Annotated in this window: 29 protein-coding genes; 9 read left to right on the top strand and 20 right to left on the bottom strand. The window is 34.7% G+C overall.

The window, feature by feature from the left end:
* Positions 1–13 precede the first annotated feature (13 nt).
* A complete protein-coding gene (gene nrdG, locus EGX95_RS16300; RefSeq protein WP_000867064.1) occupies positions 14–466 on the bottom strand; it encodes an anaerobic ribonucleoside-triphosphate reductase activating protein in 453 nt (150 codons plus the stop codon).
* Positions 463–2,319, bottom strand: coding sequence for an anaerobic ribonucleoside triphosphate reductase (locus EGX95_RS16305; protein ID WP_000939613.1), 1,857 nt, complete (start codon positions 2,317–2,319; stop codon positions 463–465). The genes nrdG and EGX95_RS16305 overlap by 4 nt, the downstream gene beginning before the upstream one ends.
* Positions 2,320–2,544: 225 nt before the next feature.
* Between EGX95_RS16305 and plsY the strand changes: the two genes are divergently transcribed.
* Positions 2,545–3,141, top strand: coding sequence for a glycerol-3-phosphate 1-O-acyltransferase PlsY (gene plsY, locus EGX95_RS16310; protein ID WP_000258965.1), 597 nt, complete (start codon positions 2,545–2,547; stop codon positions 3,139–3,141).
* A gap of 108 nt (positions 3,142–3,249) precedes the next feature.
* The gene (locus tag EGX95_RS16315) at positions 3,250–3,540 is read left to right on the top strand and encodes a HesB/YadR/YfhF family protein (RefSeq protein ID WP_001054446.1); all 291 of its coding nucleotides are present in this window, start codon (positions 3,250–3,252) and stop codon (positions 3,538–3,540) included.
* A gap of 26 nt (positions 3,541–3,566) precedes the next feature.
* Here EGX95_RS16315 and EGX95_RS16320 read toward each other — a convergent pair whose 3' ends face one another.
* Positions 3,567–3,986, bottom strand: a complete 420-nt coding sequence (locus EGX95_RS16320; protein WP_000495815.1) for an acyl-CoA thioesterase — start codon at positions 3,984–3,986, stop codon at positions 3,567–3,569.
* 109 nt (positions 3,987–4,095) lie between these two features.
* Here EGX95_RS16320 and EGX95_RS16325 point away from each other — a divergent pair, with 109 nt between their 5' ends.
* Positions 4,096–5,388 (top strand): glycoside hydrolase family 18 protein, encoded by a 1,293-nt coding sequence (locus tag EGX95_RS16325; protein ID WP_123805652.1) that lies wholly within the window; start codon positions 4,096–4,098, stop codon positions 5,386–5,388.
* Between the two features lie 28 nt (positions 5,389–5,416).
* Here EGX95_RS16325 and tlp read toward each other — a convergent pair whose 3' ends face one another.
* The 5 genes from tlp to EGX95_RS16355 all read right to left on the bottom strand — a co-directional run bounded on the left by tlp (position 5,417) and on the right by EGX95_RS16355 (position 7,815).
* On the bottom strand, positions 5,417–5,614 hold the full coding sequence (gene tlp / locus EGX95_RS16330; RefSeq protein ID WP_001133509.1) for a small acid-soluble spore protein Tlp: 198 nt from the start codon (positions 5,612–5,614) through the stop codon (positions 5,417–5,419).
* A 99-nt stretch (positions 5,615–5,713) separates the two neighbouring features.
* The gene (sspN, locus tag EGX95_RS16335; protein ID WP_000527987.1) at positions 5,714–5,848 is read right to left on the bottom strand and encodes an acid-soluble spore protein SspN; all 135 of its coding nucleotides are present in this window, start codon (positions 5,846–5,848) and stop codon (positions 5,714–5,716) included.
* 43 nt (positions 5,849–5,891) lie between these two features.
* On the bottom strand, positions 5,892–6,035 hold the full coding sequence (locus EGX95_RS16340; protein WP_001254697.1) for an FbpB family small basic protein: 144 nt from the start codon (positions 6,033–6,035) through the stop codon (positions 5,892–5,894).
* Positions 6,036–6,174: 139 nt separating this feature from the next.
* Positions 6,175–7,122, bottom strand: coding sequence for a 3'-5' exonuclease (locus EGX95_RS16345; RefSeq protein WP_000526908.1), 948 nt, complete (start codon positions 7,120–7,122; stop codon positions 6,175–6,177).
* A gap of 117 nt (positions 7,123–7,239) precedes the next feature.
* Entirely contained in the window at positions 7,240–7,815 is a 576-nt protein-coding gene (locus tag EGX95_RS16355; RefSeq protein ID WP_000269070.1) for a TlpA family protein disulfide reductase, read from the bottom strand.
* Positions 7,816–8,067: 252 nt separating this feature from the next.
* Between EGX95_RS16355 and EGX95_RS16360 the strand changes: the two genes are divergently transcribed.
* Positions 8,068–8,307: a hypothetical protein gene (locus tag EGX95_RS16360; RefSeq protein WP_001083878.1), complete on the top strand. Its 240-nt coding sequence runs from the start codon at positions 8,068–8,070 to the stop codon at positions 8,305–8,307.
* Between the two features lie 41 nt (positions 8,308–8,348).
* Here the strand turns inward: EGX95_RS16360 and EGX95_RS16365 are convergent, their stop codons facing one another.
* Together EGX95_RS16365 and acnA are read right to left on the bottom strand one after the other, a co-directional pair.
* Positions 8,349–10,064, bottom strand: coding sequence for an ABC transporter ATP-binding protein (locus EGX95_RS16365; protein ID WP_002028147.1), 1,716 nt, complete (start codon positions 10,062–10,064; stop codon positions 8,349–8,351).
* A 51-nt stretch (positions 10,065–10,115) separates the two neighbouring features.
* Positions 10,116–12,839: an aconitate hydratase AcnA gene (gene acnA / locus EGX95_RS16370; protein ID WP_000238560.1), complete on the bottom strand. Its 2,724-nt coding sequence runs from the start codon at positions 12,837–12,839 to the stop codon at positions 10,116–10,118.
* A 291-nt stretch (positions 12,840–13,130) separates the two neighbouring features.
* Between acnA and sspO the strand changes: the two genes are divergently transcribed.
* Positions 13,131–13,280 carry a small acid-soluble spore protein SspO gene (sspO, locus tag EGX95_RS16375; RefSeq protein ID WP_000518051.1) on the top strand — a complete coding sequence of 50 codons (150 nt, stop codon included), beginning with the start codon at positions 13,131–13,133 and terminating at the stop codon, positions 13,278–13,280.
* Between the two features lie 41 nt (positions 13,281–13,321).
* On the opposite strand, the gene pdaB is transcribed toward sspO, so the two are convergent.
* Together pdaB and EGX95_RS16385 are read right to left on the bottom strand one after the other, a co-directional pair.
* Positions 13,322–14,047 carry a polysaccharide deacetylase family sporulation protein PdaB gene (gene pdaB / locus EGX95_RS16380; protein ID WP_123805654.1) on the bottom strand — a complete coding sequence of 242 codons (726 nt, stop codon included), beginning with the start codon at positions 14,045–14,047 and terminating at the stop codon, positions 13,322–13,324.
* Between the two features lie 44 nt (positions 14,048–14,091).
* On the bottom strand, positions 14,092–14,355 hold the full coding sequence (locus tag EGX95_RS16385) for a hypothetical protein (protein WP_001146297.1): 264 nt from the start codon (positions 14,353–14,355) through the stop codon (positions 14,092–14,094).
* Positions 14,356–14,476: 121 nt separating this feature from the next.
* On the opposite strand from EGX95_RS16385, the gene EGX95_RS16390 reads away from it, so the two are divergent.
* Both EGX95_RS16390 and EGX95_RS16395 read left to right on the top strand, forming a co-directional pair.
* Positions 14,477–14,599, top strand: coding sequence for a small acid-soluble spore protein P (locus EGX95_RS16390; RefSeq protein ID WP_000042141.1), 123 nt, complete (start codon positions 14,477–14,479; stop codon positions 14,597–14,599).
* A gap of 124 nt (positions 14,600–14,723) precedes the next feature.
* Positions 14,724–15,110, top strand: coding sequence for an Hsp20/alpha crystallin family protein (locus EGX95_RS16395; protein WP_000516746.1), 387 nt, complete (start codon positions 14,724–14,726; stop codon positions 15,108–15,110).
* A 43-nt stretch (positions 15,111–15,153) separates the two neighbouring features.
* On the opposite strand, the gene EGX95_RS16400 is transcribed toward EGX95_RS16395, so the two are convergent.
* The 5 genes from EGX95_RS16400 to EGX95_RS16420 all read right to left on the bottom strand — a co-directional run bounded on the left by EGX95_RS16400 (position 15,154) and on the right by EGX95_RS16420 (position 18,960).
* Positions 15,154–15,675, bottom strand: a complete 522-nt coding sequence (locus tag EGX95_RS16400; protein WP_000676815.1) for an MFS transporter — start codon at positions 15,673–15,675, stop codon at positions 15,154–15,156.
* Between the two features lie 332 nt (positions 15,676–16,007).
* Complete coding sequence (locus EGX95_RS16405) at positions 16,008–16,574, bottom strand: SMI1/KNR4 family protein (protein WP_001181681.1); 567 nt, start codon at positions 16,572–16,574, stop codon at positions 16,008–16,010.
* A 22-nt stretch (positions 16,575–16,596) separates the two neighbouring features.
* Positions 16,597–17,601, bottom strand: coding sequence for an HNH endonuclease signature motif containing protein (locus EGX95_RS16410; RefSeq protein WP_000672225.1), 1,005 nt, complete (start codon positions 17,599–17,601; stop codon positions 16,597–16,599).
* 214 nt (positions 17,602–17,815) lie between these two features.
* Positions 17,816–18,541, bottom strand: a complete 726-nt coding sequence (locus EGX95_RS16415; protein WP_372465498.1) for a hypothetical protein — start codon at positions 18,539–18,541, stop codon at positions 17,816–17,818.
* Between the two features lie 11 nt (positions 18,542–18,552).
* Positions 18,553–18,960, bottom strand: a complete 408-nt coding sequence (locus EGX95_RS16420; protein ID WP_000965143.1) for a hypothetical protein — start codon at positions 18,958–18,960, stop codon at positions 18,553–18,555.
* A gap of 137 nt (positions 18,961–19,097) precedes the next feature.
* Here EGX95_RS16420 and EGX95_RS16425 point away from each other — a divergent pair, with 137 nt between their 5' ends.
* Complete coding sequence (locus tag EGX95_RS16425; RefSeq protein WP_152034562.1) at positions 19,098–20,300, top strand: alanyl-tRNA editing protein; 1,203 nt, start codon at positions 19,098–19,100, stop codon at positions 20,298–20,300.
* 44 nt (positions 20,301–20,344) lie between these two features.
* Here the strand turns inward: EGX95_RS16425 and EGX95_RS16430 are convergent, their stop codons facing one another.
* Positions 20,345–20,788, bottom strand: coding sequence for an NUDIX hydrolase (locus EGX95_RS16430; RefSeq protein WP_000432577.1), 444 nt, complete (start codon positions 20,786–20,788; stop codon positions 20,345–20,347).
* 104 nt (positions 20,789–20,892) lie between these two features.
* On the opposite strand from EGX95_RS16430, the gene EGX95_RS16435 reads away from it, so the two are divergent.
* Positions 20,893–21,474, top strand: a complete 582-nt coding sequence (locus EGX95_RS16435; protein ID WP_123805658.1) for a DUF6434 domain-containing protein — start codon at positions 20,893–20,895, stop codon at positions 21,472–21,474.
* 177 nt (positions 21,475–21,651) lie between these two features.
* On the opposite strand, the gene EGX95_RS16440 is transcribed toward EGX95_RS16435, so the two are convergent.
* Positions 21,652–21,849: a hypothetical protein gene (locus EGX95_RS16440; RefSeq protein ID WP_000840055.1), complete on the bottom strand. Its 198-nt coding sequence runs from the start codon at positions 21,847–21,849 to the stop codon at positions 21,652–21,654.
* 557 nt (positions 21,850–22,406) lie between these two features.
* A complete protein-coding gene (locus tag EGX95_RS16445; protein WP_001020463.1) occupies positions 22,407–23,672 on the bottom strand; it encodes a helix-turn-helix domain-containing protein in 1,266 nt (421 codons plus the stop codon).
* Positions 23,673–24,021 lie beyond the last annotated feature (349 nt).

Raw genomic sequence — 24,021 nt, forward strand, 5'->3', positions numbered from 1 at the left:
CTATCCCGCCTTTTTACTCTTTCAATCGAATAATACGTTGATTGGAGCTTCCGCGAAATGGAAGTGTTAAATCTTTTTTCTCGATTTCAAATCTTCCATCGACTAAAACATCCCCATAATGTAACAACTCTATCATATCATTATTTTGAGAACTCTGTATCTCTTCTAACGTATAACCTGTATACATCCATAAATTTTTTTTCAAATCTTTCACTGCTCTTGCTACTTGTTTCACTTCAGCAGCTTGAAAAAATGGATCTCCACCTGAAAATGTTACATCAGTTAATGGATTACTTGCAATCTCTTTCACAATTTCTTCTACTGTCATTTCAGTTCCATTACAAATATTCCACGATTTTGGATTATGGCAACCGAAACAACGATGCGGACAGCCCGCAAAAAACACGACTGTCCGCAACCCTTCTCCATCTACTACACTATCATGAATGATGTTCATCACTTTCATTTATGCTTCACCCGATCCATCTCTTCACTACGTTTCGCACTATTCCACTTCGACATATCTCCTACAAGATAACCTGTTATACGGCGAATTCTTTCTATGTTAGCCTCATCTTCATTTCCGCAGCTCGGACATTCATTTCCAATAACTCCGTGATAACTACAGCACTTACAACGGTCAACAGGGTGATTAATTGAACCGTATCCAACGCCATTCTCTGCCATCGCTTGTACAATTTGTTTTAATGCCTTCTTGTTATGCATTGCTGCTCCATCTAGTTCAATATACGTAATATGTCCCCCGTTACATAGAGCGTGGAACGGGCCTTCTAAACGAATTTTATTTATCGCTTGCATGTTATAATAAACTGGAATATGGAATGAATTCGTATAGTAATTATGATTAGTTATACCGCTAATCGCGCCAAATTCTTCCCTATCCTTTTTCACAAACTTCCCTGATAACCCTTCTGCAGGAGTTGCAATGACTGAGAAATTCAGTTCATGTTCTTCTGTCGCTTTATCCATTCTATCTCTCATAAAGGAAATAATTTCATATCCGAGTTTCCATGATTCTTCATCTTCTCCGTGATGCTTTCCTGTTAAAGCTACTAAACACTCCGCAAGACCGATAAAACCAAGACTTAACGTCCCTTGCTTTAAAATCGATGCTACAGAATCTTCAGGCTGTAACTTTTCTCCACCGCGCCATACACCTTGTGAATATAAAAATCGAAAATCTCTTGCTCGTTTCGTACATTGATACTCAAATCTCTCTAATAATTGCTGGATTCCTACATCTAAGTAATAATTTAACGCTTCAAAAAACGCTTCTTGTGAACCACTAATGAGTGCTAATTTCACTAAGTTAATGGACGTAAATGATAAATTCCCTCTTCCAATCGCCGTTTCTTCTCCATGTATGTTAGACATAACACGAGTACGACATCCCATGTAACATACTTCACTTTCCGGTCTTCCATCATAATGCACAGCATTAAATGGCGCATCTAAAAATGAAAAGTTAGGGAATAATCGTTCAGCCGTTGTCTCTAACGCTAATTCAAATAAATCATAGTTCGGATCACTTTCTTCAAAATTCACACCTTTTTTCATTTTAAAAATTTGAATAGGAAAAATTGGTGTTTCCCCTTTACCAAGACCAGCTTGTGTCGCTTTTAAAAGTTGTTTAATTAAAAGTCTTCCTTCTTTCGATGTGTCTGTTCCATAATTAATAGAAATAAACGGTACTTGTCCCCCGCCCCTACTATGCATACTATTTGAATTATGAATAAAAGCTTCACACGCCTGATACGTATCATTTTCTGTTTCTTTCCACGCAAATTCTTCTATTTGTTCTTTCGTAAGCGGATATGACTGTAATCGTTTCTTATGTCTCTCTACTGTTTTTCTCACATATGGAGCTAAATCAACATCAAAGAGTGCAAACGATTGACCACCGTGCTGCATATTTTGATTCGCTTGAAAAATAATAGATGAAAGAGCTAATGCACTTTTAATGTCTTGCGGTTGTCTCATATGTCCATGTCCGGTATGAAAACCGTTCGCAAGCATTTGCGCTAACGGAATTTGCGAACAAGTTGTCGTTCCAGTCGCATAAAAATCTAAGTCATGCGGATATAATATATTTTCATTTATCGCTTTTTTCACTGAATCTGACAATAAATTTTCAACAGCGTAATATTTCGCACTCTCAGATGCGAACGTTCCCATTACTCCCATCGGAGAGCGGCCGTCTACATTTGCATTTTCTTGCATTAAATCTTGTTCATTGCCGTGGACTATTGTCTCAAATACTCTCATTAATTCTTCTCCACGTGTATTTTTTTGTAACATTTATAACCCTCCACCAATATGTTGTTGTCTTTTGATTAAAATGTTACTACATATAGTCTTAGTGTTTCTGTGAGAAATGTAACATTCCTGTGAAATTTTTTGCACGAAATAATGAATTTTTCATTTACAAAAAAGAAATGTGCTCTTTACAAATGTATGGTACAATATACGGGAAAAACTCTTTTTACCCTTTATCAACACATTTGAATAAAGGAGACTGAACTTATGGTTACTACATATCTTTTATTTATCGTTGCCTACTTACTTGGCTCCATTCCATTTGCACTAGTCGTTGGAAAGATTGGTTATGGAATTGACATTCGTGAGCACGGAAGCGGTAATTTAGGCGGAACAAATACATTCCGCACACTAGGGAAAAAAGCAGGTTTTATCGTTACAATTGCTGACATTTTAAAAGGTACATTAGCAACGAGTCTACCGATTATTTTCGCGTTAGACATTCATCCACTATGGTTCGGATTAGCAGCTGTTCTTGGACATGTGTATCCGATTTTCGCGAAATTCCGTGGTGGTAAAGCAGTTGCAACTTCTGCTGGCGTGCTATTATGCTACTCACCAGTTGTTTTTGCAATTTTAGCTGTTGTCTTTTTCAGCCTTTTATTTACAACAAGATACGTATCACTTTCTTCTATGGTAACAGCTGTCGTTGCCGTTATCGCATCAATTGTTAGCGGGGATAAAATCTTCATTATTGCGATGTGTTTATTAGCAGGTATGGTTATTTATAAACACCGTGCAAATATTGGACGAATTATAAATAAAACTGAACCGAAAGCAAACTTTTCAAAAAAGCAAAAATAAGATCGTAACCCACATAACGCAAAAAGAAAACGTGAAGCATATTAATAGCGTCTTTTTGCGTTATTTTTTATACTAAAGAAAAAGCAACATAATTTGGAGGAACTATACATGAATCTTTCCGTAACAAAAGAAGCAGCACAATGGTATAAAAACGAATTAAACTTACAATCGGGTGAAACACTGCGCCTTTTCGTACAATATGGCGGTTGTAGTACTGTGCAAAAAGGACTTTCTTTAGGTATTCGTAAAGATGATCCTGCACATCCTGCTGTTCAAATTCAAGAAGAAGGTATTAACTTCTTTATTGAAAGCGATGATGAATGGTTCTTCGATGGACATAATTTATCTGTTACATTTAACGACGGTGATGATTTCCCGCAATTTAATTATGAAAAATAAAAAAACGTGGCTTCCGCCACGCTTTTTTATTTTTTCTTAATTTCCTCATATTTCGCATACCACTCTGGATAGAACTTTTTAAATGATACGGGCCTGAACCCTTCTTTTTTCGCACAAATATTTGTCGTACTTGCCGTAATACAAAGTTCACCTTCACCATTATATATTTCATATCCATATACAACGCGAAGCGGGCTCACTGTATCAACCCACGTTTTTACAATTGCTTTTTCCCCGTAACGCATTGCTTTACGATAAGAAATTTGCAAATCTAACACAGGAGAAATAATTCCTTCTTTCTCCATTTCAACATATGAAAACCCTAAATCTTGTATAAGTTTCGTGCGACCTAATTCAAGCCACACTAAATAGTTTGAATGGTAAACAACACCCATTTGATCTGTTTCCGCATAACGGATTTCAACTTCATGTTCTGCTACAAACATATATATTCGCCTTCTTTCACTTCTGCTACCTTGCATACATTTAATCATAATACAGTGAAATCAAAAATAAAATAAAAACAGTGAATCTTTTACCGAAAGGAGCAAGCATATGATTCAAATTGTAACGGTTCGTAGCGGTGATAGCGTATATAGCTTGGCATCAAAATATGGATCAACACCTGACGAGATAGTAAAAGACAATGGATTAAATCCAGCTGAAACACTCGTTGTTGGTCAGGCACTGATCGTGAATACGAAAGGGAATAATTATTATGTACAGCCTGGCGATAGCCTATATCGAATCTCTCAAACATATAACGTTCCTCTCGCTAGTTTAGCTAAAGTGAATAACTTATCTTTAAAATCCATTCTCCACGTTGGACAGCAATTATATATACCGAAATGGACGAAACGTGCAGTAGAATCCATCGCTTATTTACAACCTTCCACTATACCTATTAAAGAAAGTTTAGTTAATGCTACACGTGCTATTAATCCATTTTTAACATACTTAGCTTACTTCAGCTTCGAGGCAAAAAGAGATGGTACGTTAAAAGAACCAACTGAAACAGCTAAAATCGCTAATATTGCAACGCAAGGTAATACCATCCCTATGCTCGTTATTACGAACATCGAAAACGGAAATTTCAGTGCCGATCTAACATCCGTTATTTTACGGGACGCAACAATCCAAAACAAATTTATTACAAATATTTTGCAAACTGCTGAGAAGTACGGTATGCGAGATATTCATTTCGATTTTGAGAGTGTTGCACCCGAAGATCGCGAAGCGTATAATCGTTTTTTACGAAATGTGAAAACACGCTTACCTAACGGATACACATTAAGTACAACGCTTGTACCGAAAACAAGTTCCAATCAAAAGGGAAAATTTTTCGAAGCTCACGATTATAAAGCACAAGGACAAATTGTTGATTTCGTCGTCATTATGACATATGACTGGGGATGGCAGGGCGGACCACCGATGGCAATCTCTCCTATCGGCCCTGTAAAAGAAGTACTTCAATACGCAAAATCTCAAATGCCTCCTCAAAAAATTATGATGGGGCAAAATTTATACGGATTCGATTGGAAACTTCCGTTCAAACAAGGAAACCCACCAGCAAAAGCAGTTAGCTCTGTTGCAGCTGTTGCACTTGCTCGTAAATACAATGTTCCTATCCGCTATGATTTCACAGCTCAAGCTCCACATTTCAATTACTTTGACGAAAACGGTGTACAACACGAAGTTTGGTTTGAAGATGCGAGATCTATTCAAAGTAAATTCAATTTAATGAAAGAACAAGGCATTGGCGGTATTAGTTATTGGAAGATTGGCTTGCCATTTCCACAAAATTGGCGTTTACTCGTTGAAAACTTTACAATTACGAAAAAGGGCTGACAAAAGTCAGCCCTTTTTGTACATTCTGTTAAGATTCATCTTTGATTTCACTTTTTAATGAGTCAATACTTTCTAAACGCCTTTGATTTTTTGCTTCAATAGCAGAACGGTCTTTTTCATTAGAAAGCTCCGCTGTTTCTTTTGCTTCATTAAAGTTATCAATTGTATTTTGCACCATTTCTTGTAACTTTTCAGCGTTATCACTTCGATTATCTGGATTTGGCATGTACTTTCCTCCTAATATTGTATATACACACCATCTTAAATTACCTATCTTCCCTCAAATTTATACATAAAAAAGGAGAATACAATATTCTCCTTTTCTTTAACCGTTATCAACAATCGGTTGTTTGCCCGTTTGGTCTTGCATTTGCTTTCCTTTATTGCCACCAGCTTTTTTTGATTGTGTTCCAATATGATTCGGTGCAAAGTCTTTTGAATTCTTTTTCGGATTACCCATTACTATCGCCTCCTTAACAGTAGTATCGTACTAGTGTTAAGAATTATTCAGCTTGCTTAAAAAGTTTCATTTCATAACGTTTTTCAATACGCTCTTCAATGCGATCGATTGCATCGCGATCGCTTAATAATTGTTGTTTATTTTCTTTCACAAGCTCGTCAAACGATTTACGGCGACTTCTTCTCATGCTGTTCACCCTCTCTCCTTCGCTTTCTTATTACATAGTATGAGCAAAGGAAAAACTATTTAATCAGATTTGCAAGAAAATTTTATGTTTTAGTACTCCTAAAAAAACTCCGTGTACAGTAAAATGTACACGGAGTTTTTTACACCATAATATTCAAATATTCTTTTAGTTTTTCATCTGCATTCATTTCACTTTGTTTATAATCATGCAGCGCTTGCAATACAAAATCATACTGTTCTAAAATATAACTTTCTAATTTCAGGACGTCCTCTAAGCTATTAAGCATAATTCTCGTGTTACCAACTTCACTTTTTAACGCCGGTTCACAGGCTAAACTCGTACATATTTCTTTCACATCATCTTCTAATATGTCTGTTAATACGTATTTCTTTCGCCCTTTTACCTTTAATCTCATAACTGGATAAAAAGCTTTTATATCTAAATAGCTTCCTACATTCATGCAACGAATCCATTCAATATCACGTTTATTTCGTACAAGTATCTCTTTTACCGCTTCATATACTGCTGTTTCATCAAGTACTTCTGTATTCGATTTCCTTTTCGCCTCTTCTTCAATAAAGGCACATTTTTGATAAACTGCTGCACAAGTAATACAATCATCAAATGCATTATGAGAACTTAAACGAATTCCAAGCATTCGCTTTAACGTTTCAAGTTTATGATTAGGCGCGTGCTTCATATATTTCTTTGCTAGAAACACAGTATCAATCACTTTATTTTGTGGTTCCGGTAAACCAAGCATATTCACATTACTTTTCAAAAAGCGCATATCAAAAGATGCATTATGAGCGACAATTACATTTGTATGTAAAAATGCTAAAAATAAAGGTAACACTTCTTCAATCGTCGGTGCATCCGAAACACGATAATTTGTAATACCTGTTAAACTCGTTATTCGGTCCGGAATTGGACGCTCCGGATTCACATAGGAAACAAATTGATCTACTAGTTCATGATTACGATATTTCACTGCTGCCACTTGAATGATCTTATCATTATAAGGATTAAATCCTGTTGTTTCAAAGTCAATTACAACATAATCTAACGGTAAGGATATATTCCCCACTCCAAATACACTCCTTTATCTTTCAACGTTTATATTTCTTTTATCATACCATGCAGTTATCACTACGTGAAAAAGAAAAGGCAGAAATGATTATATTTCATCTCTACCTTTTCACTGTTATTTTAATTTGGCAATCCGTTTCTCCATCTCTTTTTGCGTCATCGGCCCAATAAACTTATCTTGAATGACACCTTTTGTATCTATAAAATACGAAGTTGGGATCGTAATGACTTTATACGCTGTTGTTACATCAATGTTCTTATCCAATAAAATAGGAAAAGTAATTCCTTTTTCCTTAGCAAAATTACTTACCTTTTCTATCCCCCCGCCTTTTTCTGAAGGCGTATAATTTATTGCTAAAATTTCTACATTTTCTTTATGTTCTTTATAGAAAGCCTCCATATCTGGCATTTCTTGCTGACAAGGCCCACACCACGTTGCCCAAAAGTTTAAAATCGCTTTCTTTCCTTTTAAATCTGATAACTTTACATTCGTTCCATCTAACTTCGTTAATTCAAAGTCTGGCGCACTCTTCCCTATTTCAATACCATTACTTGCAATCATTTCTTTCATAGCAGCTTCACTTTTTGTTTGCTCCCCTTGCACTACCTGATCGTTTTTACCAAACTGTTCATAAGCTGCATATCCCGCTAAACAAAGTAACACTACAATAATCGTAAGCTTCCTCCACATTTTATATCACCCTAACGTATTTATCTTCTTATAACTTAATCACTCAAATACTATATACCTTATTTTAGCTTATACGGACAAGCTTGGAAATATTCACAGTCGAAATAATTAGAATATTCTTATTTAAAGTGCATTTTTTTCCTTTTTATCATATAATTAGAAAAATAAATGCAGTGTTGTTTATTTTCTTATGGACCTATTCACCTTTTTACTTTCGTAGTTATATAAACTTCAACAAAAGGGGGATTTTTTATGAATTCATTCGAAAAAATAACATTATATATTCTTAGTTTTCTTTTATACCCAATCGGTATTATTACATGGATCATTTCACTCTTTAGTAACGATCTTGAAAAAAAGAAAGTAGGGCGTATTTGTCTCTACGTTTCTCTAGTCTCATTCGTCCTTTTCTTAATTCTTGGAATTGCCACTTTCCTTATGACTGCTACTTTTAACGTTGATCTAAATCACTCCGAATCTATCGAGTATTAACTAAATGACGGTGAATAAAGATTAGAGCATTGCTCTTATCTTTATTCACATCTCTTAAAAAATGAATGACTATTTATTAATTTTTCAGGACTTCCACATGCTACAATACTTCCTTCTTTCATGATGACAACGCGATCTGCTAGTATTACTTTCTCTACATCATGCGTAGCCACAATTCTCGTGACCTCGCCTCCCAGCCCTTCTATCATATTCCAAACAATTTCTTGATTGCTCGGATCTAATCCGGCAGTCGGTTCATCTAAAATAATAAGATTTGGATTTGAAACAATTGCTCGCAGTAATGCAAGACGTTTCCTTTCTCCTCCCGAAAACTCTTCACCACTTTTATGTAATACAGTTTGAATCCCTTCAGGCAAGTCCCTAATAATTGATGTTCCATTTACAAGTTCAATATTTTTTTCTAACTGGTGTTCTATATACTCTTCACCGAAATACATATTCTCTTTTACTGTCGTCCGAAAAAAACGTGGTTCTTGCCACACTGTAGTCAATCGAGCCTCATTTCCATAATAAGCAACGCTACCGTTAGATGGTTTATACAAGCCTGCCATTAATTTTAAAAGCGTTGTTTTTCCTGCACCACTTTCTCCTACAATCATAATGAGTTCACCAGGTTTAATTTGCAAATCAATATTATAAATTCTGCATTTCTCTTCATCATTCTCCTGAAATGAAACATTTGTTAATGTCATCCCCATCGCTCTTTCTACATTACTATTTGCCACTCGTTTATCTAAAAAGGAAAAAACTCTATTTGCCGAAGCAATTGCAACTTGTGTCATCATTAATAAATCGCCCACATAACGGACAGGGAAAAAGAGCATTTCAATTGTCGCTAACACTGCAACAAGTGAACCAACTTCTATTTCCCCCTTCATTATTTTTTGCACACCTACAATGAGAACAACGATATATGCTCCTGTTTCCATCACCGTTCCAACTACCCCAATGCAATGTTGCATCATCGTCTTCTTTACTTCTGTTTTATAAGATTGTGCTGTTACTCTCTTAAATAAGCGAATGGCCCATTTTTCTTTTTGTAAACTACGCAAATCTTGTACTCCTTTTACAAACTGTGACACCATCTCTACAACAGTTGACTGATTGTTTTGAGCAATACTTGCAATATTTCTTACCTTTTTCCCCATCAATATCGGAACCGTTGCACTTAAAAATAAAAACGGAGTTACCCACAATATAAACTGTATATCTATATGTTGTAGTGCTATGAACGCACCTATAAATTGTGCAATGGCATGTATATATTCTATTAATATAGAACCATATAATCTGACCCAGTTTGGAATATCAGACACAACTAACGTTTCTAACTCTCCTTGTTTGATTTTCTCACTCTCTTCAAATGGTAATAAGAAAAAATGGCGCAATACATCTATACGCTTCTTTTGCAATATTCGTTGACTTGCTTTTGAGCTTACATAATCAAATGAAAGATTGTTCACCCACATCAACAAGCGGCTAACTGTAAACAAAGTAATGTAAAAATACGCTCCCTTCAGCTCTCGTTGAATTAGGTTATCTACAATTAGTCCCATGAATAGCGGACGGGATAGATTTAAAATAGCTGCAAAAATCCCACTGCATACTGCTGCTATTACTAATATTTTTTCTTTCTGTAACGGTAACAAAATTCTTTTATATTCTTTCATAATATCCCCTCCATTTTTTATAGTAAAAAGAAAGGGATGAAACCATTTGGTTTCATCCCTTTCCATAAAATAAGGAAGCTAACAGTTGTTAGCTTCCTTATCATTCATTTCAATTGTTTAGTTTGACACTTTAGACTCTTCGATTTTCTCACGAAGAACCATTTGCAGAATACCACCGTGACGGTAGTAGTCAATTTCTACTTCACTATCGAAACGAGCTACTACTTCAAATTGTTTTTCGTTGCCATCTGCATCAGTTGCAACTACTTTTACAAGATCGCGTGGTTTAACTGTTTTGTCGATTTGAATTTCAAATGACTCGTTACCAACAAGACCTAATGTTTCAGCGCTTTCACCATCTTTAAATTGAAGCGGTAATACGCCCATTAACACTAAGTTACTGCGGTGAATACGCTCGAAGCTTTCTGCGATTACTGCTTTAATACCTAATAAGTTTGTACCTTTTGCAGCCCAGTCACGAGAACTTCCCATACCGTAATCTTTACCTGCAACAACTAGAAGGCCTGTGCCGTCTTCTTTATATTTCATAGCAGCATCATAGATTGATGTTACTTCACCAGTTGGCCAGTATGTTGTATATCCGCCTTCTGTGCCTGGTGCAATTTGGTTTTTAATACGGATGTTCGCGAATGTACCACGCATCATCACTTCATGGTTACCACGACGAGAACCGTAAGAGTTAAAGTCAACTGGTTGTACGCCGTTTTCTAATAAGTAGCGTCCAGCTGGTGTATGCTTACCGATTGAACCTGCTGGTGAAATATGGTCTGTCGTTACAGAGTCACCAAATTTACCAACTACGCGTAAGCCTGATAACGTTTCAACTTCACCTGGCTCTTTAGATAAACCTTCAAAGAATGGTGGATTTTGAATGTATGTTGAATCATTATCCCAAGTATATAAAGCTTCATTTGAAGTTTGGATTTCATTCCAACGCTCATTGCTATTAAATACTTGTGCATATTCTTTTTTGAATAGTTCAGATGTAACAACGCTTTGAACTACATCTTCAATTTCTTTAGCTGATGGCCAAATATCGTTGAAGTAAACAGCATTGCCATTTGCATCTTTACCGATTTCATCATTTTTCAGGTCAATATCAACAGTACCTGCAAGTGCATATGCCACAACAAGTGGTGGTGATGCTAAGTAGTTCGCTTTTACAAGTGGATGAATACGACCTTCAAAGTTACGGTTACCAGATAAAACAGATGTTACTAATAAGTCGTTTGCTGCGATTGCTTCTTCTAATTCTGGCGCTAATGGACCAGAGTTACCGATACAAGTCGTACAGCCGTAACCAACTGTTTGGAAACCTAATTGATCTAAATATGTTGTTAAACCAGACTTATCTAAGTACTCTGTAACAACTTTAGATCCTGGTGCTAATGATGTTTTTACGTATTCAGGTACTTTAAGTCCTTTTTCAATTGCTTTCTTCGCAACTAGACCTGCTCCAATTAATACGTACGGGTTTGATGTATTTGTACAGCTTGTAATTGCAGCGATTGCAATTGCACCTGTTTTCATCGTTACTTCTTTATCTTCTAATGTAACCTTCACCTCTTTATCGAACTCTTGCTCATTAAATCCAAGTCCTTGTGTTCCAACTGGTGCTACAACAGCTTTGTGGAACGCATCTTTCATATCTGAAAGTGGAATTAAATCTTGTGGGCGTTTCGGTCCAGAAAGGTTAGATTCAATTGTATTTAAATCAATTTCAACAAGATCAGTGTAAATTGGATCTTTGCTGTCTGCTGTATAGAATAAACCGTTTGCTTTACAGTATTCTTCAACAACTCGAATTTGCTCTTCATCTCTACCTGTTAAACGTAAGTATTCTAATGAAATATCATCGATTGGGAAGAATCCACAAGTTGCGCCGTATTCTGGTGCCATGTTTGAAATTGTTGCACGGTCAGCTAAAGGCATGCTCTTTAGTCCATTACCGAAGAACTCAACGAATTTACCAACTACACCTTTTTGACGTAATACTTGCGTTACTTTTAATGCAACGTCAGTTGCTGTAGTACCACTTGGAAGTGTACCAGTTAATTTCACACCGATTACTTCAGGTACTGGGAAGTATGAAGGCTGTCCAAGCATTCCTGCTTCTGCTTCAATACCACCAACGCCCCATCCAAGAACACCGATACCGTTAATCATTGTTGTATGTGAGTCTGTTCCAACTAATGAATCTGGATATGCAACTAAGTCACCTTCCGCATTTTTCACAGCATGAACAACTGGTGCTAAATATTCAAGGTTTACTTGGTGTACAATACCTGTAGCTGGTGGAACTGCACGATAGTTATCAAATGATTTTTGTGCCCAGCTTAAAAATTTATAACGTTCTTCATTACGTTTAAACTCTAAGTCCATGTTGAATGCAAGCGCGTCTGCCGTACCCGCTCTATCAACCTGTACAGAGTGATCAATTACAAGGTCTACAGTAATTTCTGGATTAATTTTATCAGGATCCCCACCCATGTCTGCCATTGCTTTACGAAGCGAAGCCAAATCAACAACAGCTGGAACACCAGTGAAATCTTGTAAAATTACACGAGATGGTTTAAATGGAACATCGATATCTTGCACATCTTTCGTTCCCCATTTCGCTAAATTTGTAACATGCTCTTCTGTAATTACACGTCCGTCTACTTGACGAAGTACTGATTCAAGTAAAACTTTCACGGAATATGGTAATTGAGATACGTTGCCAACCCCTGCGTTTTCAAGCGCTTTCAAATCATAATAATGATACGTTTTTCCATCTACTTCAAAAGTTGCGCGTGATTGAAATGGATTATGTTTGACCATTATGTTTCCCCCCTGTTAAACGTGACTAAGTTGTCTGAATATAAAATGTAGACAAACTTTTCAATACCTTACGATAATATCTTATTACAACTTTCTAAATAAGTAAATAATAAGAAACTTATAGATTATCATAAGTTTTCTTTATGTTTCTAAATTTGAATAGTGTTCATGCTCCTTATGAATACTATTACCATAAAGTAAAGTGCTCTATTAGCGCTTTACTTACAGTTCATACATACTATGAACTGCTCATCATTCAACTTACAAAAAAAGTTATAGAGGTGAAATAAAATGGGTAAAAGAAAAGCAAATCATACTATTTCAGGAATGAATGCGGCATCTGCACAAGGACAAGGTGCTGGTTATAACGAAGAGTTTGCAAATGAAAACTTAACTGCTGCAGAACGACAAAATAATAAGAAACGCAAAAAGAACCAGTAACGAAAAATCCCAAAAGGAACATTCACCTTTTGGGATTTTTTCTAATGTTTATAACGTAACAATTCCGAAACCTTTACAAATCGATAGCCTTGCTTTTGAAGCTCCGGTAAAATTTTTGCTAGCGCTGCTACTGTTTGACTACGATCATTTCCTCCATCATGTAACAATACAATATCTCCACTTTTAGCATTTTTCACTACATGATTTACAATGGATTCAACACCTGGATTTGCCCAATCACGTGGGTCTTGGTGCCATGACCATAGTACAGTTTGATACCCAGCTTCTTTCGCTGTTTTAAATACAGCATCGTTAATATATCCACCAGGTGGACGGAATAACAAAGGTTCTTTTACCCATTTCTCAAAATATTTCTTTCCATCTAAAATATCTTTTTTTAATTTTTCATCTGATGAACTATTCGCATATAAATGATTCATCGTATGATTTCCAATTTCATGTCCCTCTTTCAACACTTGTTTTACTAAATATGGATTGCGCTGCACTCGAAATCCGATCATAAAAAATGTCGCTTCCGCTTTATATTGACGTAATAAATGTAAAACTTGTGTTGTATAAGTTGGATCTGGTCCATCATCAAATGTAATGGCAATAATCTTTTCATTATTAGGTACTTCCCACGTTACATAGCCAGTTGGTTCTAGCTCTTTTCTGAGCAACATTTTCGCTTCCACTTTTTCCACTTGAAATATATGTACTGCGCATAGTAAAGAAAAAATTACTAAAAAAACTTTCTGTTTTAGCATAATATTCATTAAAGTAAGAGATTGTCGAACACCAACAATCTCATTTACTTTTCTAATTGATCTACATTTCGCATAATGTTTTGGAGATTACTTTCATATTGCTCAAGTTGTGGACGTTGTGTTTCTGAAGCTACCTCTAGTGCATTTTGAATTTGTTCATATGCTTCCTGAACCTCTTGGCGTAATTCTTTTAAATCATGACCGTAGTTTGGATCATTTTTCACAATGTTGTTAAATGCATTTTCTGCTTGTGTAACGCCTTGCTGCGCCGCTTGAAAAGCTTGTTGCTTATCTTTATGATATGGCATTATACAATCCCCTTTCCATAATAGTTAGTCCCACTTATCTTTACCTTTTTTTCTAAAAACATTCTCGTATAAATTTGCAAACTTCTCTCATTCTAAAAAGAAAGAGGAGGTGTCACAAACAATGAGCAAAAACAATCGTGAAGCGAAAGAAAAAAAAGGACAACCCGAACCATTAAGCGGATCTCATAAAGTAAAAAACCGTAATCATTCACGTCAAAAACATCATGCACATCATGATATGTAAAACAAAAAATGCACACTAGCTACCTTTTCCACATACAATGTTTATATTTTTCCATTTATTCTTCACCCCTACTTCATTCATGCATAACATAGTATGAATTGAGATTTTACGGAGGGTGTCTTACATGGGCAAGAAAAAGAAGGATTGTCTTTTTCATGTTGATGGTTTCGAAGAATGGATGGATCAGTTTTGTTCTGATTCTTGTAGCAACTTTAGTTTCCCAAATCAAATTCATATTGACCTTTGTGAAACGGAACAAGAATACATTTTGGAAACAGATGTACCAAATGTGACAGAACAAAATGTAGTCATTAAAAAGATGAAGACAGGCCTAAACATTTGCATACTTCATAAAAATATTTCTTTGCAGAGGATCATTCCTTTACCCGATAATATTATTTATAAAAAGATGCTAGCCTGCTTAGAGAATGGATATTTAGCCATTCATATTTCCAAAAACGAAGTAGCTAATAAACATGAAAAGAAAGTTCTTTTTCAAATTGAGAATTAAAATAAATACAAAAATAAGCCCCAGTCGTTGACTGGGGCTTATTTTATTTCGCATGTACTTCCATATTAGAATTTCTGTCATATCTTTTTTTCAATAAACCTTTTGTAACTAAAAGTACAGGAAATGCTACAGTTGAAAATATAGCTAGCGCTGAAAAGACACTAAATCCATTTTGGTACCCGTAGTAATCGAGGAGTACTCCCCCAAACCACGGACCAATTACTGTTCCAATTCCCGAAAACCCCATTGCTCCAAAATAGGTTCCTTTTAAATGTGAGACAGCTATACTATCTATAAGTACAAACACCCAAGCGATCATGGACCATATTATAATCGTATTTCGGCCGAACCGATCCGATAAATTCCCTCCAATAAAACTAGCAAACACCCCAACAAGTGCACTCATTCCGATAATAGCACCCGTCATTCCTGCTGATACACCTTTCACAGTCGTTAAATAAATTGCTAAAAAAGGAATACTCATTGACGTGGCAAACCTCGCAAATAAAGTCCCTATTATAATTGTTATTCCTAACGGATGAATTTTTTGCAACTTCCCCTTCATCTTAAAAACCTACTCTCCCTGTTCTTACATAAAAAAAGAAAGCAAAGGTTTCTGATATTATCCCCTTTCATATATATTCTTCCACACAATCATCCATATCCTTATATATTGTTTTCGTGAAAAGGTATCAAAAAATACTATTTCGTAAAATTGGTAATTTGTATAGAGGAAGATACAGGATAATTAACTTCATCATTTTAATTTTAAGTATTTCTCCCCCCTTAAACTTTACAAAAAAGATTTTCTTTTAAGAAAAGATACTTAAAAGAAAATCTTTTTGATTATAAATGCCATTAAAATTAATTGAATTATTTATTCTGGGATTACTAAACTCAGTTTTCAGTTGTATTTATTTTATAATACTCTGCTGCTGTGTACATATTCCATCGCCAGAAACTAGATCCCTGAGATACAATATACCGGTCTAAAAAAATTTCAAAATTAGAATGGAGGGGATGTAAGTCTAATATATCATCTCCTAACAACAAATAATCTGGGCTATTACTTCTAGCTTTACTGTTATCAACTACTAAATAATTTTCATGCACATGTGCAATTGGATACACGTCTTTTGGTAGTTGTAGGTTACTATGTGTGACTTCTATTTCATTGAGAGAAAATATGCTTATACCACCACCTATATTTATATCCCCTTCCAATAACATTTCAAAGATGCGAGCTCCATTGTGTTGTTGTAAAAAGATTTTATAATCTATAGGTAATGTCCATTCAGTATTATTTTCGAATGATTTAATTTCTCTTTGTTCTACTGGTGAATTAAATGAACAAGTTACTGTACTAGTATTTCCTTGTTCATTTTGTAAATTTAATTTATTGTTTGCTTTACTTAATCTTTGTTTTAAGGAATCTAAACTTTTAAGAATGATAGTGTTTTGCATATTATTCACCTAACTTTAAATTTTAGTAGGCAGACCACCATGGGTTTACAATCTGTTGATGAATTTGACGTGGTAGAGGGAATAAATTATCAAAGGAATTATTACCTCCATATGCTCTAGGAATTATATGGTGTATATCTGCTTCAGACCAGTCCCATCCTGGGTTACCATAAGTATCGATGTATTGAGCTATATAAGCGGCTCTCTTATAAGAATCCCAATCCACAGGGTTATCTGCTTTTGGTAAGTTTGCTCTTTTTGGGATTGGCATATACTGTTTACTATGTCCATTATAAATGATAGGATACATTACTGCTTTCTTATTAGCTAAGGTTGGGTCATATTGCTCAGAACTTGTTTGAGGATAACTGCCTACCCATCCCGCTGTAGTGTTATGGTTTGTTGCCCACCACTTTGTAGAATTAACTTTAAATGATTTTTGTGCAATCTGTCCAGGATGTATTTGGGAACCTTGCCAATCTACTTCTAAGTAGCCTTGTCGATAATAAGCATCATCATAGATATCTCCTGCGTATAAGCTAAGATTGGATAATACAACTATAGGGGCTTGTCCGATAATGTCCGTAATTTTTATGCTAAGATCAATGCTTTGAGTAAATTCATTAAATGTTGTTGAGTATTCAAGAGCTAGAACACTTTCTTGTTGAGCTGTTTTAAACTGTTTTGTTTTATTATCTTGTTTCTGGTTAGGAACTACTGTTTGTTTACCTATTTGGAGTATGTCTGTATTCTTTGGAGTAATAGATTCCGGAGATTGTTTGTGTAATTCATTTGCCTCTTTAACTATTTTTGCTGCGTCATACGTACTTTTATCGATTTTTTTGGTGTTTCCATTAGACTCAACACTAAAATATTCAATATGTTTTATTGGGTGGTTAACTTCAATTACTATGTCGTTAGACTGAACTGGTTGTACTTCTGCCTGACTAATTATTGGAGAAAAAAATGTTAAAATTGCTAAACCTGAAACTAAAAGAAACTGAAATAATTTACTTCTAAATTTCATTTCACATGCCTCCATTTGTTTGTTTTTTCTAACAATTAAATATTAACATGTGTTAGCTTTGTTCAGGATAAATTTAATTGATAATGATTATCATTACCTGCAAGCGCTTCCTGGTGTGTAAAGTATAGATTTTTATTATTATCTATACCATTATCTCTTTGAATAAAGATAAACAAGCCACCCTTACAAGAAAGCAATAGCTTGTAAGGGTGGCTTAGTGTGTTTCGAATAGCTTTGTATTTAATTGTTTAATCTCCCCTTCTGCAAGGGGCTGATAAAATGCATGCTGTAATTCTTGTATGTGTAAGGTCTCTCCTATACATAATAAAACTCTACCAGGAATTAAGTCTAATAATAGTTCATGATTAATACGCTGTGCTTGCTTAACGGTAGAAACATAAATAACTAGGATAGTAGGGTTATTCCCCAAATCCTTCATGAGAATATCACTACCTGATTCCACGAAATCTTTCCATCTAGCAATAATTCTTTTCAAGCGTTCCCTTTTATCTGTTAATAAGGTGGAATATACAACGAAATTAAACTCTTGATTTACTCCAGCTTGCACTGCAAAACTTAAAGGAGGGGTAAAAACCCCCTTACTAATTGATGGATGCATAATATGCCCTAAAAAAGATGGAGCATAACGCAGGTGACAGAGTAAGTCTATATCATGCCAATAACGTAGGTGAACATATTTACCGTGATTATCAAGACGCTCAGGGGCAAAGAAGAACATATTACCTTGCCAGTACTTTAAGAGCTTATAACCGTTATCGGATAATGTATATGTTTCTTCAAAGATCTCCATATCAAAAACCTCTACTTGCCATTTTTCAATTAATTGATAGTAAAGTAACCCTTGAAGTGCATCATTTATTTTTTCCTGTAATTCCTCATTTGATAAATGAGGAATAGATGGGGTATAGGTAGATATAATCTGTACCCTTTTTATACTTGAGCTGTTGATACCCGCGTTGTTCTCGTTATATCCATATCTATGCCATATGTAAACTGTAATTCTTTACAAACATCTTTAATTAAAATTGCGACATTATACTTTTCATTAAATTGTAAAACGATGTTTTCTACTTCTTCATATGTATACTTATATTCCCCTGTAATGACACCTTTTAGATCAAAGCATTCATTTATACAAAGTTGCACAAGCAGCTGGTCATATTTCTCTAGTACATCTTCTTTCTTCCACAGTACCTCTTTTACATATAACCGATCAAACTTCACACTTTCTCGATTACAATCCGTTAAAATCCGGGTCATTTCATTTAATTCTCGATACAATTCAGAAATATTTTTGCTTAAACTAAGCAGTTTATCTACGCCGTTTTCATATAACATATTCATTCCACCCCCGCATTTTCTTTTTCTTATTATAGCAAGAAAATTCTAAAAAAAGTTTCTTTCTTCTGAAATATTAGGAAACTAATTTCGATTGCTTTACAATGAAACTAGTGAACACGAAAGGGGAAAGAAAATTGGAGCAAAAATTATATTACACTGACGCTTATAAACAAGACTTTACTACAAAAGTTATAAAGCAAAATTATGATAAAGACGGTAACTTATACGTTGTTTTAAACGAAACGGCATTTTATCCGACAGGTGGCGGGCAGCCCCATGACACTGGAACTTTAAATGGTATTGCTGTACTCGATGTTGAAGAAGTCGATGAAGAAATCCGCCACTTCATTACAGAACAATTACATACAGAAGAAGTAGAAGGTAAAATTAATTGGGAGCGTCGTTTTGATCATATGCAGCAACATGCGGCTCAACACATTTTATCTGCTGCTTTTTGGGATCATTTTAACATACCTACGATTGGGTTCCATCTTGGTAGAGAAATAGTAACAATTGATTTAGAAACAGAAAATCTGCATACAGAAACAGTTGAAAAAGCAGTACAAATTGCAAACAATATAGTTTTTGAAAACCATCCAATCCGTATAGAGTGGATGAACTTAGAAGCAGCAAAAACGTTACCCCTTCGTAAAGAACCGACTATGATTGAAAATATACGCGTTGTTATGATCGAAAACTTTGATTATAACGGCTGTGGCGGAACACACCCGAAACGTACTGGTGAAGTAGGTCCTATTCAAGTTCTTAGCTGGGAACGCAATAAAGGTGGCATACGACTAACGTTTATCGCTGGCTGGCGCACACTAAAACTTGTGGGGCAACAGCAACAAATTATGAAGGATGTTTCCAAACAATTAAACAGTAGCGAAAGTGATATTCCAGCAAAAGTAGCACAACTGCTTACTTCTCAAAAAGAAAACGAAAAAACAATACAAACAATGACTGAAAAATTATTATATGCAGAGGCACACGAACTACTTCAACACCCTACCGAAATACATGCTGGCATACTTATTTCTAAAATGTTTACAAATCGTTCTATGCAAGAAGTCTCAAAGCTTTCTGCTATTATTACAGAACAACAAGAGCACGCCATTACATACTTTGTCATTGAAAATGATGACAAACTACAATGCATCCTTGCTTGCGGAAAAACAGTCACGCTCGATATGAATGCTCTGTTAAAAAAGGCACTTCCTACAATCGAAGGAAAAGGCGGCGGAAATAAAAAGAGTGCGCGCGGCGGCGGAAAAGCGGTTATGACTGGGGATGAGTTTTTAAATCAACTTGTTTCTTCTTTACAGTCAGCAGTGTAAAACATGTTTATGAAGGATAGCTAACGGCTATCCTTCAACTATATTTACAGGCCTACATTTTGTTTCAAGCCTTGATAACTCCCTGCATTTGCAAACCCTTCATTTACCAATTTTATAAAAGTTTCCGAAAAACCATAATGACTTAATTCGTTAATCGGTACCATTTGCACATCATGAATTGGATTATGATCAAACTCATTAGAAGGTAGCGTAATTTCTCCCTCAATCCTTTCAAGCAGAAACGTAATATGTAATAAAGATGGCCTAACATCTGGTTTATCACAAACATAGAGTAGCTTCTTAATTTTAACTTCTAACCCTGTTTCTTCTCTCATTTCTCGAATCATCGCTACTTCTAACGTTTCACTATTCTCTACCCTTCCCCCAGGTAAAGACCAATTTCGATTAGCCACTTTTTGCTTTACTAGCAATACCTTTTCATCTTCAATTAAAATTCCGGTTACACGAACTTGCATTACATTTTCCATATGTAATCTCCTCTTCCCGTTATATTTACAAATTAATCCTTCCACAAAAAGAACGTATGTTTTATAATTAAAGAAAATTATGGAAGAAAGAAGTTGTTACATTCATGCGTCCACCTTTAACAAAGTTTATATCACTTGAAGATTTCCAAAACTATTATTGGTTAAAAGCAGAACTCCAAACATTTTGTCGTGAGCATGGTTTGCCAGCTAGTGGCTCTAAGATTGAAATAACCGAGCGTATCTCCCATTATTTACATACTGGTAAAATATTAAAAAACAACTCTGTTCGAAAGGTGAGTAAAGCTTCCCTCTCTTATAAAGACCTTTCTCTTCAAACAATTATTACTAACAATCACCGCTGTAGCGAAGATGTTCGTGCTTTTTTCAAAGAAAAAATTGGAGCAAACTTCCGCTTTACAGTAGCTCTTCAAAAGTTTTTTAAAGAGAATGTTGGCAAAACATATGAAGACGCGATAACGTTTTGGTATGAAGAGAACGAACGAAAAAAAGATCCTACTTATAAAACAACTATCAGCCCGCAGTTTGAATACAATCGCTTTACTCGCGACTTTTTCGAAGATCCAAATAACAAAGGGAAATCAAAAGCTGATGCTATCGCTGCTTGGAATGAAATAAAAGCAAAGCCTGGTAGCAACGCTTATATTCCTCAAAGAGTAGAAAACTAGTAGCACTACTATCAAGGCCTAAATCTAAAAAACTTTAAAAGATAATTAAATATTGAATAGAAATTAGTTGTTATTCAAGTATGTAATCACCGATATTAAGCATTTATCTCTTAGTTTGAATTTATATTTGCATAAATAGGCAATTGAGAAATAGATCCCAATTGCCTATTCAATTATTTAACTATCTCTTTTTCTTTCAGGAATAAAACTAGAAAGGAAAATGGCAACAACTAATGCCAGACTGAAGTTTTCAGTAGTATCAACCTCTAAACCATTTTTCCATTGATATATAAAGGATATCAATAATAAAAGTATTGCAATTCCACCCGTATATCTTACTACTTTTCGCTTAGTTCCCGTTTCGTTGCTTTTCATATGTATCCCTCTTTCTTATTTATTAAGTAAAGTATGCTGCATTGTATCTTCAGTGCCATCAATTTTTTTGTTCATCTCATTTGCATTTGCTTAAATACTGTCTTTTTCATCCATACTTTTTGTGATGTATGTTTCCGCTATGAGTGTTTATAAACATGATATGGCAATACTTCACGTTCATTTGAAAGGATTTTAAAATATTGATTATAACCTTTACTCTAATTCAAATGATAATTTATATTGTCTATCATATTTGTAGATCATTTTTTCTCTTGCATCAGAATAACTCCCTCCTTGCTGTTTGAGTTTCTGTACTTAAAATATACATGTTCATTTATGTTAATAACAATTAGTAAAATTCCATTAAAATTTTAGCGAATTATCAATTGTTTTAAACTTGATATTTTACCTTTTTGGAAATTTCAGAAGGATTTACTCCCCTAACTAGATATTTGACGAAAGTAATGTACTTGAATGGGAGCGTTATAAACATAGTAGTTTTACTAGTGTTAATTCCCTATTAGATCAATACATAAAAAAACCCACTTAAGCGTAGCTTAAGTGGGGAGTTGACTAGATATTTTCAAGTACTTTGCTGACATTTTATAAGCGCGATTATCATAAAAATAGTTTCCTAGTTCAGTAGCGAGTTCACGAACTAGAGGGTATTGCTTTTTTTCTAGACCCCTTTCAATAGCTTTTTGCATATTTTTCTCATATCCATGATTATCGCCCCTTAATTTGGATATTTTCCCCTTCAGTCCATATATTTCAACATATGCGTGTGGCATATCAGAAATTGATAACATTTCTAATGCATCATCCATCAGTTTATTAACAATTTTCCAGTCTTTAGATTCTATATAAATTTCTATTAAGTTTCTTACTGCGTATATTTTTTGAGCTTGATCTGGATAGAGATTGCTAGTCTGTAAACTTTTTTCATAGTATTTAATAGAATTGGTGTAATCTTTTAATCCTTGATATATTTTCCCATAATTATATGCAATCAAAGGTAAATACATGGGATTAGCACTAACCTCTGCTTTAATTTCTGCTTGTTTTAAAGATTCAAGAGCTTTCTCGGGTAGATTATCTTTTTGATATTGTAGTGCAATGATTATAAGAATGTTTATTACTTGATTTTCTACATTTAATTTTTCATACAATCTGTAGGCTTTTTTAGCATACAAACGACTAATCGTTTGATCTTTATAAAGACTTTGATTTGTTAGACTTAGATTATAATATATATCAGCGTGTAGCCTAGTTTCATCTAGACCAAGTAAACTCTCTGTCTGCATATAAATTTCATTTGCAGTCATATAGTCTTGTTTATTAGAAAAATAATAACCTCGAGCCATTAAATAATATATAAAGTCTTGAGTATACAGGGAGGCTACTTGATTTGGAAGTACTTGCGAAGCCTCATTTACAATCGTTGCTACATGTAATAAGTTATTATTTCGAGAATGGTAGTATATTAGAACACCATAGGCCTTTAATAATAAGAGAATAGAGTCTGTATCGCGAACATATAACTCTAAAGATGATAAGTCTTTAGAGTTTATAACATTATCATTTTTATACCTATTACATATTTCAAGAATCTTAGCTTCAATATCCTCATAATCTGCACCTACAAGAAAGTTGTAATCAATATCTAGATTTTTAGCGATTTTTTTTAAAACAGAATTTGAAGGTTTAATTTGTCCATTTTCAATTCTACTTAAATAAGTTATAGAACATACCCCTGATACTACTTCCCCTTGCGTGAATTCTTTATGTATACGTATTTGTCGAATCCGTTCACCAATGTTCATATTCCCATTCCTTTCTTCAAATAAACTGGTTTGATTATTTTAGAGCAATATAATAAGAATAACGCCTATATTATCTAGCATAATATGTGTATAGTTTTATGTTCAGAGAGAGAAATGTTATTAATACTTATCTGGATGCATATGAAATTTTTATGCTCAATTTACTAATATCAGCTTTTCCATCTCCCACCCATATTACAGATTTTCCGAATAGGAAAGCCCACTACGGTGCGATAGTACCCCCTTTAGGGGTGGGATGATAGTGAGGTCAAATGCGATGTACAGACAAAACACCGAAAGTATGTTCTGTACATCAAGTATTTGAAATGGTATAATTTTCATAACAGAC

This window comes from Bacillus sp. FDAARGOS_527 (assembly GCF_003812125.1).
In the GTDB taxonomy this organism is placed as follows: Bacteria; Bacillota; Bacilli; order Bacillales; family Bacillaceae_G; genus Bacillus_A; species Bacillus_A paranthracis.